This is a genomic window from Achromobacter xylosoxidans, assembly GCF_002192695.1.
In the GTDB taxonomy this organism is placed as follows: Bacteria; Pseudomonadota; Gammaproteobacteria; order Burkholderiales; family Burkholderiaceae_B; genus Achromobacter; species Achromobacter xylosoxidans_C.
Genome location: NZ_MTLG01000125.1, coordinates 59,627 through 74,554 on the forward strand (window position 1 = coordinate 59,627; position 14,928 = coordinate 74,554).

At 64.7% G+C, this 14,928-nt stretch carries 15 protein-coding genes; 13 read left to right on the forward strand and 2 right to left on the reverse strand.

What is annotated here, in order from left to right:
• Window positions 1-25: 25 nt before the first annotated feature.
• Complete coding sequence (gene gyrB, locus BRO63_RS31980; RefSeq protein WP_088143553.1) at window positions 26-2,473, forward strand: DNA topoisomerase (ATP-hydrolyzing) subunit B; 2,448 nt, start codon at window positions 26-28, stop codon at window positions 2,471-2,473.
• Between the two features lie 192 nt (window positions 2,474-2,665).
• Here gyrB and BRO63_RS31985 read toward each other — a convergent pair whose 3' ends face one another.
• Complete coding sequence (locus BRO63_RS31985; protein WP_088143554.1) at window positions 2,666-3,361, reverse strand: GntR family transcriptional regulator; 696 nt, start codon at window positions 3,359-3,361, stop codon at window positions 2,666-2,668.
• A 102-nt stretch (window positions 3,362-3,463) separates the two neighbouring features.
• Between BRO63_RS31985 and BRO63_RS31990 the strand changes: the two genes are divergently transcribed.
• The 8 genes from BRO63_RS31990 to BRO63_RS32025 are packed head-to-tail and all read left to right on the forward strand — an operon-like array spanning window position 3,464 to window position 10,030.
• Entirely contained in the window at window positions 3,464-4,201 is a 738-nt protein-coding gene (locus tag BRO63_RS31990; protein ID WP_088143555.1) for an HAD-IA family hydrolase, read from the forward strand.
• Between the two features lie 14 nt (window positions 4,202-4,215).
• Entirely contained in the window at window positions 4,216-5,103 is an 888-nt protein-coding gene (locus BRO63_RS31995) for an amino acid ABC transporter substrate-binding protein (RefSeq protein ID WP_088143556.1), read from the forward strand.
• Window positions 5,104-5,125: 22 nt separating this feature from the next.
• The gene (locus tag BRO63_RS32000; RefSeq protein WP_179215280.1) at window positions 5,126-5,842 is read left to right on the forward strand and encodes an amino acid ABC transporter permease; all 717 of its coding nucleotides are present in this window, start codon (window positions 5,126-5,128) and stop codon (window positions 5,840-5,842) included.
• Complete coding sequence (locus BRO63_RS32005) at window positions 5,839-6,501, forward strand: amino acid ABC transporter permease (protein WP_088143558.1); 663 nt, start codon at window positions 5,839-5,841, stop codon at window positions 6,499-6,501. The genes BRO63_RS32000 and BRO63_RS32005 overlap by 4 nt, the downstream gene beginning before the upstream one ends.
• Before the next feature lie 26 nt (window positions 6,502-6,527).
• A complete protein-coding gene (locus BRO63_RS32010) occupies window positions 6,528-7,256 on the forward strand; it encodes an amino acid ABC transporter ATP-binding protein (RefSeq protein ID WP_143219534.1) in 729 nt (242 codons plus the stop codon).
• A 24-nt stretch (window positions 7,257-7,280) separates the two neighbouring features.
• Window positions 7,281-8,405: a threonine ammonia-lyase gene (locus tag BRO63_RS32015; protein WP_306425696.1), complete on the forward strand. Its 1,125-nt coding sequence runs from the start codon at window positions 7,281-7,283 to the stop codon at window positions 8,403-8,405.
• The gene (locus tag BRO63_RS32020) at window positions 8,402-9,628 is read left to right on the forward strand and encodes a pyridoxal phosphate-dependent aminotransferase (protein WP_088143560.1); all 1,227 of its coding nucleotides are present in this window, start codon (window positions 8,402-8,404) and stop codon (window positions 9,626-9,628) included. Before BRO63_RS32015 ends, BRO63_RS32020 begins: the two co-directional genes overlap by 4 nt.
• Window positions 9,629-9,646: 18 nt before the next feature.
• Window positions 9,647-10,030, forward strand: coding sequence for a RidA family protein (locus BRO63_RS32025; RefSeq protein ID WP_088143561.1), 384 nt, complete (start codon window positions 9,647-9,649; stop codon window positions 10,028-10,030).
• A gap of 72 nt (window positions 10,031-10,102) precedes the next feature.
• Here the strand turns inward: BRO63_RS32025 and BRO63_RS32030 are convergent, their stop codons facing one another.
• On the reverse strand, window positions 10,103-11,026 hold the full coding sequence (locus BRO63_RS32030) for a LysR family transcriptional regulator (RefSeq protein WP_088143562.1): 924 nt from the start codon (window positions 11,024-11,026) through the stop codon (window positions 10,103-10,105).
• A gap of 316 nt (window positions 11,027-11,342) precedes the next feature.
• On the opposite strand from BRO63_RS32030, the gene BRO63_RS32035 reads away from it, so the two are divergent.
• The 4 genes from BRO63_RS32035 (at window position 11,343) to BRO63_RS32050 (ending at window position 14,830) form a co-directional block, all read left to right on the forward strand.
• Window positions 11,343-12,029 (forward strand): hydrolase, encoded by a 687-nt coding sequence (locus BRO63_RS32035; protein ID WP_088143563.1) that lies wholly within the window; start codon window positions 11,343-11,345, stop codon window positions 12,027-12,029.
• 117 nt (window positions 12,030-12,146) lie between these two features.
• Entirely contained in the window at window positions 12,147-13,739 is a 1,593-nt protein-coding gene (locus tag BRO63_RS32040) for an MFS transporter (protein ID WP_088143564.1), read from the forward strand.
• 81 nt (window positions 13,740-13,820) lie between these two features.
• Complete coding sequence (locus tag BRO63_RS32045) at window positions 13,821-14,525, forward strand: pirin family protein (protein WP_088143565.1); 705 nt, start codon at window positions 13,821-13,823, stop codon at window positions 14,523-14,525.
• A 41-nt stretch (window positions 14,526-14,566) separates the two neighbouring features.
• Complete coding sequence (locus BRO63_RS32050; RefSeq protein ID WP_088143566.1) at window positions 14,567-14,830, forward strand: XapX domain-containing protein; 264 nt, start codon at window positions 14,567-14,569, stop codon at window positions 14,828-14,830.
• Window positions 14,831-14,928: the final 98 nt, after the last annotated feature.

A 14,928-nucleotide genomic window follows, 5' to 3' on the forward strand; every position in this document is an offset into this window, starting at 1 on the left:
TCTTTAAAGCGTTATCGATACAGACATGTCAGATCAGCAGAACACCACTCCCGAGAACAGCGGCTACGGCGCTGACTCGATCAAGATGCTCAAGGGGCTGGAGGCCGTGCGCAAGCGCCCCGGCATGTACATCGGCGACACCTCCGACGGCACCGGCTTGCACCACATGGTGTTCGAAGTCGTCGACAACGCCATCGACGAAGCCCTGGCCGGCTATTGCGACGACATCGTCGTCACGATCCACACCGACAACTCGATCTCGGTCACCGACAACGGCCGCGGCATTCCCACGGACATCCACAAGGATGACGAATTCCACCGCAGCGCGGCGGAAATCGTCATGACCGAGCTGCACGCCGGCGGCAAGTTCGACCAGAACTCCTACAAGGTGTCTGGCGGCCTGCACGGCGTGGGCGTGTCTTGCGTGAACGCGCTGTCCGAATGGCTGCGGCTGACCATCCGCCGCAATGGCGAAGTACACCAGATGGAGTTCCGCCAGGGCGAGCGCGTCGCGCCCCTGGCAGTGACCGGCACGACCGACAAGCGCGGCACCGAAGTGCGCTTCCTGGCCGACCCGATCATCTTCAACAACATCGAATACCACTACGAGATCCTCTCGAAGCGCCTGCGCGAGCTGTCGTTCCTGAACAATGGCGTGAAGATCCGCCTGATCGACCAGCGCCAGGGCAAGGAAGAGAACTTCGCCTTCTCCGGCGGCGTGAAGGGCTTCGTCGAGTACATCAACCGCAGCAAGACCGTACTGCACCCGAACGTGTTCTCGGTCACCACCGAGTCCTCGGCGGGCGGCGTGCCGGTCGGCGTCGAAGTGGCGATGCAGTGGAACGACAGCTACAGCGAAAGCGTGCTGTGCTTCACCAACAACATCCCGCAGCGCGACGGCGGCTCGCACCTGACTGGCCTGCGCGCGGCGATGACCCGCATCATCAACAAGTACATCGCCGACAACGAACTGGCCAAGAAGGCCAAGGTCGAAACGTCCGGCGATGACATGCGCGAAGGCCTGGCCTGCGTCCTGTCGGTAAAGGTGCCGGAGCCCAAGTTCAGCAGCCAGACCAAGGACAAGCTGGTCTCCAGCGAAGTGCGTCCGGCCGTTGAGGAAGCCGTGGCCCGCACGCTGGAATCCTGGCTGCTGGAGAATCCGATCGACGCCAAGGCGCTGTGCGCCAAGATCGTCGAAGCCGCCCGCGCGCGCGAAGCCGCGCGCAAGGCGCGCGAGATGACTCGCCGCAAGAGCGTGCTGGAAGGCGCCGGCCTGCCCGGCAAGCTGGCCGACTGCCAGGAAAAGGATCCCGCGCTGTGCGAGCTGTACATCGTCGAGGGTGACTCCGCAGGCGGCTCGGCCAAGCAAGGCCGCGACCGCAAGTTCCAGGCCATCCTGCCGCTGCGCGGCAAGGTGCTGAACGTGGAGAAGGCGCGCTTCGACCGCCTGATCGCCAGCGAACAGATCGCGACGCTGATCACCGCGCTGGGCACCAGCATCGGTCCCGACTTCAACGTCGACAAGCTGCGCTACCACCGCCTCATCATCATGACCGACGCGGACGTCGACGGCGCGCACATCCGCACCCTGCTGCTGACGCTCCTGTACCGCCAGATGCCCGAACTGGTACAGCGCGGCTACGTGTATATCGCGCAGCCGCCGCTGTACAAGGTCAAGGTCGGCCGTGAAGAACGCTATCTGAAGGACGACCAGGAAGAAGCGCAGTTCATGCTGCAGCTGGCGCTGAAGGATGCCGAGATCATCTCGGGCGGCAACATCATCCGCGGCGACGAGCTGAGCGACCTGGCCCGCCAGTACGTCGCGGCCGACGCCGTCATCGCGCGCCTGTCGCGCGTGTTCGACGTGGGCGCGCTGTCGGCCATGGCCGAAGGCGTCGAGATCAACCTGGATTCGGCCGAGTCCACCGCCGACTCCGCCCGCCGCCTGGCCGACGCCATGCGCGATCCGGTCAGCGGCAACGGCGTCGAAGTGGTGCCGCAGTTCGACGAAGCCACCGAACGCCATCGCCTGTCGGTGCAGCGCATGCACCACGGCAACGTGCGCGTGAGCATCATCGACGCGGACTTCGTCAATGGTTCGGACTACGCGGTCCTGTCCAAGGCCGCCAAGAGCTTCCTGGGCAAGGTCGGCGCGCGTTCGCTGGCCGCCCGCGGCGAAGGCGAAAAGCGCAAGGAGCAGACCGTCTCCGACTTCCGCGAAGCCATGCAGTGGCTGCGCAGCGAAGCCGACCGCAGCATCTCCAAGCAGCGCTACAAGGGTCTGGGCGAAATGAACCCGGAACAGCTGTGGGAAACCACCATGGACCCGAAGGTGCGCCGCCTCCTGCGCGTGCAGATCGAGGACGCCATCGCGGCCGACGAAGTCTTCACCACGCTGATGGGCGACGACGTTGAACCGCGCCGCAACTTCATCGAAACGCACGCGTTGTCGGCGGGGAACATCGACGCCTGACGGCTCGCTATCCCGCGAGAATCCGGTTTCTTCCCGAGAGACCCGGATTCCGTGAAAGGGGGCTGCCTTGCAGCCCCCTTTTTCTTTGCGCAACCACGGCGGGTTTTGGCTTCCCGAACACTTCGTGCGCTGCCTGGCCGTGCCGATGCGCCAGCCCGTCCCGGACAAGCGCCAGCGCGCGGGCCAAGCGCTTCAAAGCTTGGACGATTGTTCAACGGGCCGCTTGGCGAGGCATTCGACGAGCAAGTCTCCCGTCGCGCGGATGTGCTGCGTCAGGAGCCTACAGGCGTTGTCCACCTCGCCCTGCTTGCACATTGCCAGAAGCTCCCAGTGCTCCTGTTGCGAGCGATTCCGGTGCGTCGTGAATTCCCACGTGTAACGCAGGTAGCGTTCGAAGCCCAGGCGCAATGTTTCGACCGTCGTCAGCGTCCTGGGACGATTCGCAGCGGCGTACAGCCCGCGGTGAAAGCGGGCATTCAGCAAGATGATCCGATCGACGTTCTTTTCATCGTCCAGTTCCTTGAGCACGCGCTCGGCGGCCTCGAACTGAACCTCTGTCAGCCGTGGGATGGCCCAAGCCAAGGCTTGCGGCTCAATCAGGCTGCGCAAGGTCGTCATCTCTTCCGCCTCGTCAGTCGACATCGTCGCCACGCTGACGCCGCGACGCGGTTCCGCGACCAGGAAGCATTCGCGGATCAGGTCCTTGAACGCCTCCCTGACGACCGTTTGGCTGACCCGGAAGCGCGTGGCCACGGCGTCCTGGCGCAGGCGTTCACCCGGCCTTAACTGGCCGTGAATGATCTCTCCGCGCAGGGCGTCCACCACCGCGCCTGCGATCGAACGATCCGCCAGGGCTTGGCCCGCCGGCGGCGTTTCACCGTAGTCCATAGATTTTCTCCTCCTAGGGATTATACGGACTCATCAGGTATTGCCGATTATCGATTATCGATTATAGTTCGAGGACCCCATCACTTTTCATCAAGGTTGCATATGACGCTCCGCCTTTCCGATTTCGATGCCGTGACCTTCGACGTGTACGGCACGTTGATTGATTGGGAGCCTTCGATCGCCAAGTTCCTGACGCGCTGGGCGCGCGAGAACCGCATCGAGGCCGACGCCGAAACCCTGATCATGGCTTTCGACGGCGCCCGCGCGGCGATCCAGAAGGAACGTCCGGCACACCTCTACCCCGACGTCCTGACCAAGTGCTTCGAGCGCATCTGCGCCCAGTTCAAGGTGGCCGTGGACCCGGACCTGCGCCGCCAGTTCGCGGCCGCGCCGCACACCTGGCCGGCATTCGCCGACAGCCATGCCGGCCTGGTGCGCCTGCAGCAGTCCGCCAAAGTGGGCGCTTTCAGCAACATCGACCAGGCCTCGCTCAATACCTCGTGCGACAACCTGGATTTCCGCTTCGATCTGGTGGTCACGGCGCAACGCGTGGGGGCCTACAAGCCCGATTGGCCGCATTTCGATACCGGCATAGGCGAACTCATGCGCATGGGCATCCCGCGCGAACGGATCCTGCACGTCGGGCAAAGCCTGCGGGCCGACATCACGCCGGCCAACCGGCTGGGCGTGCGTTGCGCCTGGGTCAACCGCCCGGGCAGGCTGCTGGGCTTGTCCGGGGAAGGCGCCGCCGAGGCGAAACCCGATCTCACGGTCTCCAGTCTCGCCGAGCTTGTTGCCGCCCTGACTGGCGCTGACCAACCCGCCGCAACGCTGGTCTGACTAGGAGTGACTCCATGACCACCACCACCCGCTTCGTGCCCCGCGTCCTGCTGGGCATCCTTGGCGCAGCATTGCTGGCAGGCAGCGCCGCGGCGTTGGCGCAGAGCACCGATCCCATCCTGGAACGCATCAAGGCAAAGGGAACCATCACCCTGGGTTACCGCGAATCGTCGATTCCCTTTTCCTATCTGGACGACGGCAGGAAGCCCGTGGGTTACGCAATCGACCTGTGCATGAAGGTGGTGGATTCCGTCCGGCAGCGGCTGCAGATGCCGGCACTGAAGGTCGACTACATCGCGGTGAACCCGCAAAACCGGATCGCGTTGGTCGCCAACGGCACCGTCGACCTCGAATGCGGCTCGACGGTCAACTCCCTGGGCCGCCAGGCCCAGGTCGACTTCAGCGCCCCGCACTTCATCTCGACCACCCGGCTCCTGGTGCGCAAGGGCGCGGACATCAAGGAGGTCGAGGACCTCGACGGAAAAGCCGTGGCGTTGCCCATCAACACCACTCCGGAGCGGCTGATCAAGGCCTTGATCGAAGCGAAGAAGCTGCAAGTCCGCATCGTTCCGGTAAGGGACAACTCCGAAGGCTTTCTGGCGCTCTCGACGGGCCGGGCCGACGCTTTCTCGACCGACGACATCCTGCTCTACGGATTGCGCAAGAGCGCCCCGATGCCGGCCGATTTCGAGGTGGTCGGCCGGCCTCTGTCGTTCGATCCCTACGGCCTGATGCTGCAGAAGAACAGCACCGTGTTCCTCAGCCTGGTGAACGCAACCATTGCGCGCGGCGTGCGCTCAGGGGAACTCAACGCTTCCTATGACAAGTGGTTCGCGCCTATGAGCGTTCCGCTTTCGAAGGACCTCGCGGCGGCTTTCAAATTGGCCGCACTCCCGGAATGACGCGACCCGCTCGGGACTCATGATGAACTACGCATGGAATTGGAACGTTCTTTTCGAGGAGCCTTACGCGGGATGGCTGCTTTCCGGGCTGCAAGCGACGGTGTTGATTTCGCTCGCGGCCTGGGCCATCGCCGTCGTGATCGGCCTGGTGCTGGGCGTGTTGGGCTCTCTGCCCGGCCGCATCCGTTGGTTACTGACGGCTTACGTTGCGGTGTTCAGGAACGTGCCGCTTCTGGTGCAGTTGTTCATCTGGTTCTTTGTGCTGCCGGAACTGCTGCCGAGCGAAGCCGGTCACTGGCTCAAACGCGATCTGCCGATGCCTGAAGTCTGGACTGCGATTGCCGCCCTGGGCCTGTTCACCGCCGCGCGCGTTGCGGTTCAGGTCCGTTCCGGCATCGCTGCATTGCCGCGGGGACAACGGTTCGCGGCCTATGCGAGCGGCATGACGCTGGTGCAGACCTATCGCTTCGTCCTGCTGCCCCAGGCCTTGCGGCTGGTCCTGCCGCCGTTGACCTCGGAGTTCCTCACGGTCTTCAAGAACTCGGCACTGGCACTGACTATAGGCGTCTTCGAGATGACGGCGCAGAGCCGCCAGATCGAGAGCTATACCTTCAGCGGCTTCGAAGCATTCACGGCGGCAACGTTGGTGTACCTGTCAATCGCGCTATGCGTCACGGCGGGCATGCGTAGCCTGGAGAAGAGACTGCTGATCCCCGGCACCCAAGGAGGGCGGGCATGAACGGAATGTTGGACGTCTCGGTCATCGTGAAGGCGTGGCCGTTCCTGCTAGAGGGGTTGGGGCTGAGTCTGCTGCTGACCCTGGTGGCGATGGCCGGGGGGTTGGCGCTTGGCCTGCTGCTGGCGCTTGCCCGCCTCTCCAGGCATGCGCTGCTCGCGGGCGCCGCGGCCGTGTATGTGAACGGATTCCGGGCGGTGCCATTGATTCTTGTCATCTTCTGGTTCTATTTCATGGTGCCGCTGATCGTCGGCAAGCCGGTGGGGGCGCTACCCTCGGCACTGATCGCCTTTACGCTCTTCGAGGCGGCCTACTACTCCGAAATCATCCGCGCGGGGCTGCAGAGCGTGCGGCCGGGGCAGTGGCAGGCCGCCGCAGCGTCGGGTTTGAGCCGTGCGCAGGCATTGCGCTTCGTGGTGCTGCCGCAGGCGCTGCGCAACATGATGCCCGTGCTGATCACGCAGGCGATCGTGCTGTTCCAGGATACCTCGCTCGTCTATGTCATCTCGTTGCGAGACTTCATGACCTCCACAAGCATCGTGGCCAACCGGGATAACCGGTTGATCGAGATGTACCTGTTCGCAGCGCTCGTCTACTTCGTGCTCTGCGCATCCCTTTCACTGGCGGCGCACCTGGCCGCCAAGCGCAGGAGCGCCGCATGACTGTAGAAAAGAGAGAAGAAGCGCCAATGATCGACGTATCTGGACTGCACAAGTCCTACGGCGCGACCCCCGTGCTCAATGGTTGCGATCTGACGATCCGCCGCGGCGAGGTGGCCGTGATCTGTGGACCCTCGGGCTCGGGCAAGAGCACGTTGATCAAGTGCTTCAACGGCCTGGAGTCGTTCCAGCGCGGCAGCGTACGCGTCGACGGCGTCGAGGTGGGCGCCGCTGCCGCCAATCTGAGCGATCTGCGCAGCCGTGTCGGCATGGTGTTTCAGCACTTCGAGCTTTATCCGCATCTGACCGTGCTCGACAACCTCTGTCTTGCTCCCATGAAGGTGCTGGGGCGCACGCGCGAGGCTGCGCATCACAAGGCCAGGGAGTTGCTGGGCCGTGTCGGACTGCCTGGAAAGGTCGATGCGTATCCGGCCCAGCTTTCCGGCGGCCAGCAGCAGCGCATCGCGATTGCCCGGGCGCTGGCAATGGATCCCATCGTCATGCTCTTCGACGAACCCACGTCGGCCCTGGATCCGGAAATGATAGGCGAGGTGCTATCCGTGATGCTGGAGCTGGCGCAGGACGGCATGACGATGGCTGTCGTCACGCACGAGATGGGCTTTGCCCGGCGTGCCGCGGACAACGTCATCTTCATGGATACCGGGAAAGTCGTGGAGAACACGCCGACGGACACGTTCTTCGCATCGCCCCGCTCTGTGCGCGCGCAGGAGTTTCTGTCGCGGCTCGTCTCCCATTGAAGATATCGCCTACGAAAGCACCCAATGACACGACACAAACCGAAGACCCGACCTGAAGCCTTCATCGTGCACGAATCGCTGGGCAAGATGCGCGTGCCCGATTTCGACGATGTGCGGGCAGCGCTTGAACGCATCCGGCCTCACGTGGTCTCGACGCCACTGATCCGATCGGCAGCCCTTGATTGCATTGCTGGCGCGCCAGTCTGGATCAAGGCCGAGAACCTGCAGGTGACGGGATCGTTCAAGGCCCGCGGCGCATTCAACGCCTTGCTGGGCTTGAACGCGTCCGAACGGCAACGGGGCGTTGTCGCCTACTCCACGGGCAATCACGGCCAGGCCATCGCCTGGGCGGCGCGGCGTCTCGGGGTGCCGGCCACGATCGTCATGCCGGCCGACGCGCCTCGCAACAAGGTCGCTCGAGCGCTGGCCCACGGCGCGCGCGTGGTTCATTACGACCGGCGGCGCGAGAGCCGGGAAGCCATCGGCATGCGCTTGCTGCAGGAGTCGGGTGGCACGCTCATCCCGCCCGGCGATCACCCCGATGTGCTGGCGGCGCAAGGAACGGTGGCGCTGGAAGCGCTGGATGCGTTGACGCCCGCGGCCAGAGCAGGCCTGGGTACATTTGCCGCGCCTTGCGGCGGCGGCGGCCTGGTGGCCGGTTGCGGCCTGGTGCTGGACGCCCTTCTGCCGAACCTGCGGGTGGTCGCGGTGGAGCCTTGCGGGTTTGACGATACCGTGCGTTCGCTTGCCAGCGGAATCCGGGAGGTCAACGCGCCAACGGCGGTCACACTCGCCGACGCCTTGCAGGCCGTGACGCCCGCGCAACTGCCGTTCGAGATCAATCGGCACTTCCTCGATGAAGCCCTGGCCGTGACGGACGCCGAAATTGCGCACGCCATCCGTTTTGCATTGACGGAGTTGGGCATGGTGGTCGAACCGGGCGGGGCCGTGGCGTTGGCGGCGCTGCTGGCTGGACGGCTCCAGCTTGGCGGCAAGGACGCGCTGATAGTGCTGTCTGGCGGCAATATCGACATGCCCTTGCTGGCCCGATTGCTTCAGGAGAACGATGCAACGATCGAGAGCGGTTCGGATGCGGCAGATGAACCATCACATGTCACCCATTTCCTTAACACGACGAGAACGCCATGAATGCGATTGAAGAAAAATTCCTGAAGTTGGGCATTGATAACGCGCCTGGCCAGGAGGTGCGGGAAAGCCGTGGTGGCGAGCCGCCGGCGCAGGAAGGCGCAAGCCTTTCGGGCATCGCTGTCGACTTCTCGCACGGCGACGTCAATACCGACGCGTTTGAACCCACTCCGGGAGCGCTCGAAGCCTTTGTCCAGGGCGTTCATCGCGGCGGTTCCCAGGCCTATACCGAGTATCGTGGCCAGGCGGCCATCCGGGAGAAACTTGCGCTCGATCTGGCGGCGTTTTCGGGCCATCCCGTTTCGGGGGCCGAAGAACTCATCATCACTCCCGGTACCCAAAGCGCCTTGTTTCTCGCCGTCGCCAGCACGGTGACCGCGGGCGACAAAGTCGCGATCGTTCAACCCGACTACTTCGCCAACCGCAAGCTGGTCGAGTTCATGGGGGCGGAGATGATCCCCGTGCAACTCGAGTATCTGAACAACACGGTACATGCCGGCCTGGACCTGCAGCAACTGGAATCGGCATTCAAGGCGGGCGCCAAGGTCTTTCTCTTCTCGAATCCGAACAATCCCACGGGGGCGGTCTATTCCCCCAATGAAATCGGGCAGATCGCGGCGCTGGCCGACAAGTTCGGCGCAACGGTTATCGTCGACCAGCTCTACTCCCGTCTTCTGTACGCGGGGCAGCCGTACGTCCATCTGCGGGGCGCGTCGGAAGCGGGCGACAACGTCGTCACCATCATGGGGCCGTCCAAGACGGAATCGTTGAGCGGCTATCGACTAGGGGTGGCATTCGGCAATGCCCGCATCATCCAGCGCATGGAAAAGCTCCAGGCCATCGTCTCGTTGCGCGCGCCCGGGTACTGCCAGGCCGTGCTGCAGACCTGGTTCTCCGAGCCCGCGGGATGGTTGGCTGACCGCATCGAAAAGCACCAGCAGATCCGCGACGACCTGCTGGCGCTGTTTCGTGGCATCGAGGGCGTGGCGGTTCGCACGCCGCAAGCGGGCAGCTACCTTTTTCCGCGGCTGCCTAAGCTGCGCACGCCGTTACAGGCCTTCATTCGGGAGTTGAGGTCGCGGGCCGGCGTCACGGTTACGCCGGGGACTGAATTCAGCCCGCACGCCGGCGACAGCATCCGCCTCAATTTTTCGCAGAACCATGACGCGGCGGTCGATGCCGTCAGGCGCATCGCGACCGTCATCGACGAGCATCGTCTTGCGTAACCTCAATCCCCTGGAAACATGATCCGAAAAGCTTACTCCAGCGCATCGACGCCGCCGCCAGCCGGTACCTACAGCGTGGCCGTGCAGGCTGGCCAACTTGTCTTTCTCTCAGGCCAGACCCCGCGCGATCGCGACAACGTCCGGCATGGAGACAAGCCCTTTGCGGTGCAGGCGAGAATGGCGCTCGATAATCTCGAGGCGGCCGCAAACGCCGCAGGGGCGAGTCTGTGCGACGCAGTCAAGGTGGGCGTGTTCTTGCGGGACATGGCCCACGCACAGGAATTCGACGCGATCTACGCAAGCTACGTTGGCGAACCGCCGCCGGCCAGGACATTGATCCAGTCCGGATTCAGCGCATTCGACATCGAGGTTGACGCCATACTCGTTCGAAGTCCCGCCTAGCCATTCAATGACGGCGTGCGCCAGTCCCGCCTGGCGCCGCCGCCTCGGCGCATGCCCAGCGCCGCAGGCTTTCTACACCTGCACATCATTGGCCCAAGGCTCCGCCGTCAAGCGCTCGGCCAGATACTCGATGAACGCCTGTACCCTGGCCGGCCGGCGGCGTCCCGGCGGCGTGACGATGTGCAGGGCGATGGGATCCACCTGCCAGTCGTCCATCACGGTCTCCAGCGCGCCTGATTGCAGATCCTTCCACGCCAGGAACTCCGGCTGCAGCGCCAGTCCCATGCCCGCCTGCAGCGCCGGCGTCAGGGCTTCGGCATTGTTCACGTTCAGGTGCACGGGCAGAGACTGCGAGAACTCGCCGTGCTTTTCATGCCGGAAGCGCCAGCTCGAGCCGTTGCGCGCATACATGTATTGCAACGCCGTGTGCTGCGCCAGGTCCTTCGGGTGCTTGGGGCGTCCCGCGCGCTTGAAGTAGCTGGGCGCGCCCACCAGCAGGATGCGCACGGAACACAGGCGCCGCGCCAGCAGCGTGGAGTCCACCAGGTTGGAGATCCGCAGCGCCAGGTCGAAGCGTTCCGAGACCAGGTCGGCCTGCTTGTCGCTGAATTCGATTTCCAAGGCCACATCGGGGTTGGCCTGCATGAAGGGCGGCAGCATGGGCGCCAGATGCGTGACGCCGAAGGACATGGGCGCGGACAGCCTGATCTTGCCGCGCAGGCTGCTCGACTTTTCCGTCACCTCGGATTCGACGGCCTCGCCTTCCTCCAATATGCGCGCTGCGCGTTCCAGCGCCGCGTAGCCGGATTCGGTCAAGGTCATGCTGCGGGACGTGCGATGAAACAGCGTCGTCTTCATGCGCGCTTCCAGACGGCTGATGGTCTTGGAAACCGTGGCTTGCGACAAGGCGAACTCGGCCGCCGCCTTGGCGAACGATCCCGTCTCGGCGACCTTGGCGAAGATCGCCCAACCCTCTAAATCCGGCAGCTTGCTCATCTCGTGTTCTCGGGAAACGCCCGCGCCGATGATAGCCCCTGCCTATGGCATGGACAAGAATGGTGTTGAACGCAGTGCAGCAGAGACTGTCACGCCATGGTCATCATGCAAGAAATGGAAAGGATGGAATTCCATGCTGCGGGTTCTCAGGAACGCGGCCGCTCCCTACTATGCATACACCGACAGACGAGATGTACGGGCCCTCCCAGCGGCGCCCCGCCACGCTCTCACCGGTGCAGGCCAGGATGGTTTGCCAGCTACACCGAATTCTTCGCCGCCGCCCTACTTGATAGTTTTTCTTAAAGAGAGTCCCGCCATGTCCGCCAACAAATACCTCGAAGTCCTGACTCCGCAGAACAGCCAGATCATCTTCATCGACCAGCAGCCGCAGATGGCGTTCGGCGTGCAATCCATCGACCGTCAGACCCTGAAGAACAATGTGGTGGGCCTGGCCAAGGCGGCGCGCGCCTTCAACATCCCGACCACCATCACCACCGTCGAAACCGACAGCTTCTCCGGCAACACCTACCCCGAACTGCTGGCCGTGTTCCCCGAGCACAAGATCCTGGAGCGCACCTCCATGAACTCCTGGGACGACCAGAACGTGCGCGACGCGCTGGCCGCCAATGGCCGCAAGAAGGTCATCGTTGCCGGTCTCTGGACCGAGGTCTGCAACACCACCTTCGCGCTGTGCGCCATGCTGGAAGGCGAGTACGAAATCTATATGGTGGCCGATGCTTCGGGCGGCACCTCGGTGGACGCGCACAAGTACGCCATGGACCGCATGGTGCAGGCTGGCGCCGTGCCCATGACGTGGTTGCAGGTGATGCTGGAATGGCAGCGCGACTGGGCCCGCAAGGAAACCTATGACGCCGTCACCGGCATCGTCAAGGAGCACTCCGGCGCCTACGGCATGGGCATCGACTACGCGGTCACCCACGTGCACAAGCTCGCGGAGCGTGTGCAGCACGGCGAGCGCATCGGCCCCAACCCCGCCAAGTAAACCGCAAGCCGGATCGTCCAGACAGCGTCTGGCCGGTCCGGCGCCTTGCTTTTTGAACACGGCGGGCGGCGGGACTTGCGGGTCCGAACGCCGCCTGGCGCGATCCAGGAGAGTCCCATGCCAGACCAGAAGAATCCCGCCGCGCGCGGCACCTTCGCGCCCTTGCGCCAGTCCGTGTTCGCCGTGCTGTGGGCCGCGACCGTGCTGGGCAACGTCGGCAGCTTCATGCGGGACGTGGCCAGCTCCTGGCTGGTGACCGATCTGTCGGCCAGTCCGACCGCGGTGGCGCTGATCCAGACGGCCGCGACCTTGCCCATCTTCCTGCTGGCGATTCCCGCCGGCGTGCTTTCCGACATCCTGGACCGGCGCCGCTTCCTGATCTTCGTGCAGCTGCTGCTTGCCTCGGTCAGCGGCACGCTGTTGCTGCTGTCGCATTTCGGCGCGCTGACGGTCGACTACCTGATTGCCCTGACCTTTGTCGGCGGCATCGGCGCGGCCTTGATGGGGCCGACCTGGCAATCCATCGTCCCCGAACTCGTGCCGCGCGAAGAACTCAAGGGCGCGGTTGCGCTCAACTCGCTGGGCATCAACATCGCGCGCGCCATCGGTCCGGCAGCGGGCGGGCTGATCCTGGCCAGCTTCGGCGCCGCGGTCACCTATGGGTTGGACGTGCTGAGCTACGTGTTCGTCATCGCCGCGCTGCTGTGGTGGAAGCGTCCCGTGGCCGCCGATAGCGCGCTGTCGGAGAACTTCTTCGGCGCGTTCCGCGCCGGCCTGCGCTACACGCGGGCCAGCAAGGAGCTGCACCGCGTGCTGCTGCGCGCAGCAGCCTTCTTCCTGTTCGCCAGCGCCGTCTGGGCCTTGCTGCCGCTGGTGGCGCGGCAGATGCTGGGCGGCTCCTCGGGCTTTTACGGCGTGCTGCTGGGCGCGGTGGGCGCGGGAGCCATCATCGGCGCCCTGCTGCTGCCCAGGATTGGCGCCCGCCTGGATGCCGACGGGCTGGTGCTGTTGGCGTCGGTGGCCAGCGCGGCGGTGATGGCCGTGCTGGTGTTCGCGCCGCCCCAATGGCTGGCCGTGCTGATGCTGGTGGTGCTGGGCATGGGCTGGATCACCGCGCTCACCACGTTCAACGGCGTGGCCCAGGCCGTGCTGCCCAACTGGGTGCGCGGCCGCGGGCTGGCGGTGTACCTGATGGTGTTCAACGGCGCGATGGCGGCCGGCAGCCTGGGCTGGGGCCTGGTCGCGCGCGAGATCGGCGTGCCCTACGCGCTGGCGGTAAGCGCCGCCGGCCTGGTCGTGGTGGCGTTGCTGTTTCATCGTGCCCGGTTGCCGGTCGGCGAAGCGGATTTGCAGGCGTCGAATCACTGGCCCGAACCGCTGGTCGCCGAACCGGTGGCCCACGATCGCGGGCCGGTGCTGGTGCAGGTCGAGTACCGCATCCGCCAGGAAGACCGCCCCGCCTTTCTCGACGCGATGAAGCGCCTGTCGCAAGAGCGCCTGCGTGACGGCGCCTATGCCTGGGGCGTCGTCGAGCACACCAGCGATCCGCAGCGGGTGGTCGAATGGTTCTTCGTGGAATCCTGGGCCGAACATCTGCGCCAGCATCATCGCGTGTCCCATGCCGATGCCGACCTGCAAGCGGAAGCATTGCGCTTTCACATGGGGCCGGACAAGCCCGAAGTGCATCACTTCCTGGCCCTGAAGCACTGACCGGCCGCATCGGGAGCAAGTCCATGAATCTCGCCCAGCATGCCGCCATGATCGGCGGCAGTCCAACCACGCAGGCGCGCCATGATTGAGCGCCGTCCGCTCGCGAGCCTGGGCCATGAACGGCGCGGCTGGCTCGATGCCAAGCATCATTTTTCCTTCGCCGCGTACCAGGACCCCGCGCGCATGAGCTGGGGCGCGCTGCGTGCGTGGAACGACGAAACCATTGCGCCGGGCGCGGGCTTTCCGCCATCGCTGCATGCGGACGTGGAAATCATCACCTGCGTGCGCGAAGGCGCGCTCACCCATGAAGACGATCTGGGCAATCGCGGACGCACCAGCGCCGGCGAAGTGCAGGTCGTGAGCGCGGGTAGCGGGGTGACGCATGCCGAATTCAATATGGAAGGCGGACCCGCGCATGTATTTCAGATCTGGATAGAACCCGACCGCCGCGGCGCGCCGCCCAGCTGGGGCCGGAAGTCCTTTACCCGCGAAGCCTGCAAGGGGCGCTTCATCACGCTGGCCAGCGGCATCGACGGCGACGACGACGCGCTGCCCATCCGCAGCGACGCGCGCGTGCTTGCGGTGGCGCTGAAGGCAGGCGAAGCCGCGACCTACCGTTTCGCGCGCGGCCGCCGCCGCGGCTATCTGGTTGCCTTCAAGGGCAGATTGCAAGTCAACGGCGTGGAGATCGGCTCGGGCGACGGCGCCGCGATCCGCGACGAAACCGATGTGCGCCTCATGGCCCTGGACGACGCCGAAGTCCTCCTGGCCGATACGCACGCATGAGCGGCGCGCGCTCATAACCTCTACACAACGCGAGGACGCACATGAAGATCTATCTGCTTTCCCTGGGCGCCGGACTGCTGGTCGGCGTGGTTTACAGCCTCTTGCAGGTCCGCTCGCCCGCCCCGCCGCTGGTGGCGCTAATTGGCCTGCTGGGCATATTGGTCGGCGAGCAGGTCATCCCGGTGGGCAGGCAGCTGCTCAACGGAACCGCTTTCGCCGCCGCCTGCGACAAGGAAAAGGCCGTCAGCCACGTGCTGGGGCAATTGCCTGGCCGCCATCAGGCCCAAGACAAGGACCACGGCTGAGCCGGTTCCCGCATCCAAGGAGATATTGCATGCCTACACGCCGCGATCTCATCGGTGTAGCTTCCGCCCTGGCGCTCAACGGTATGTTGGGACGCCCC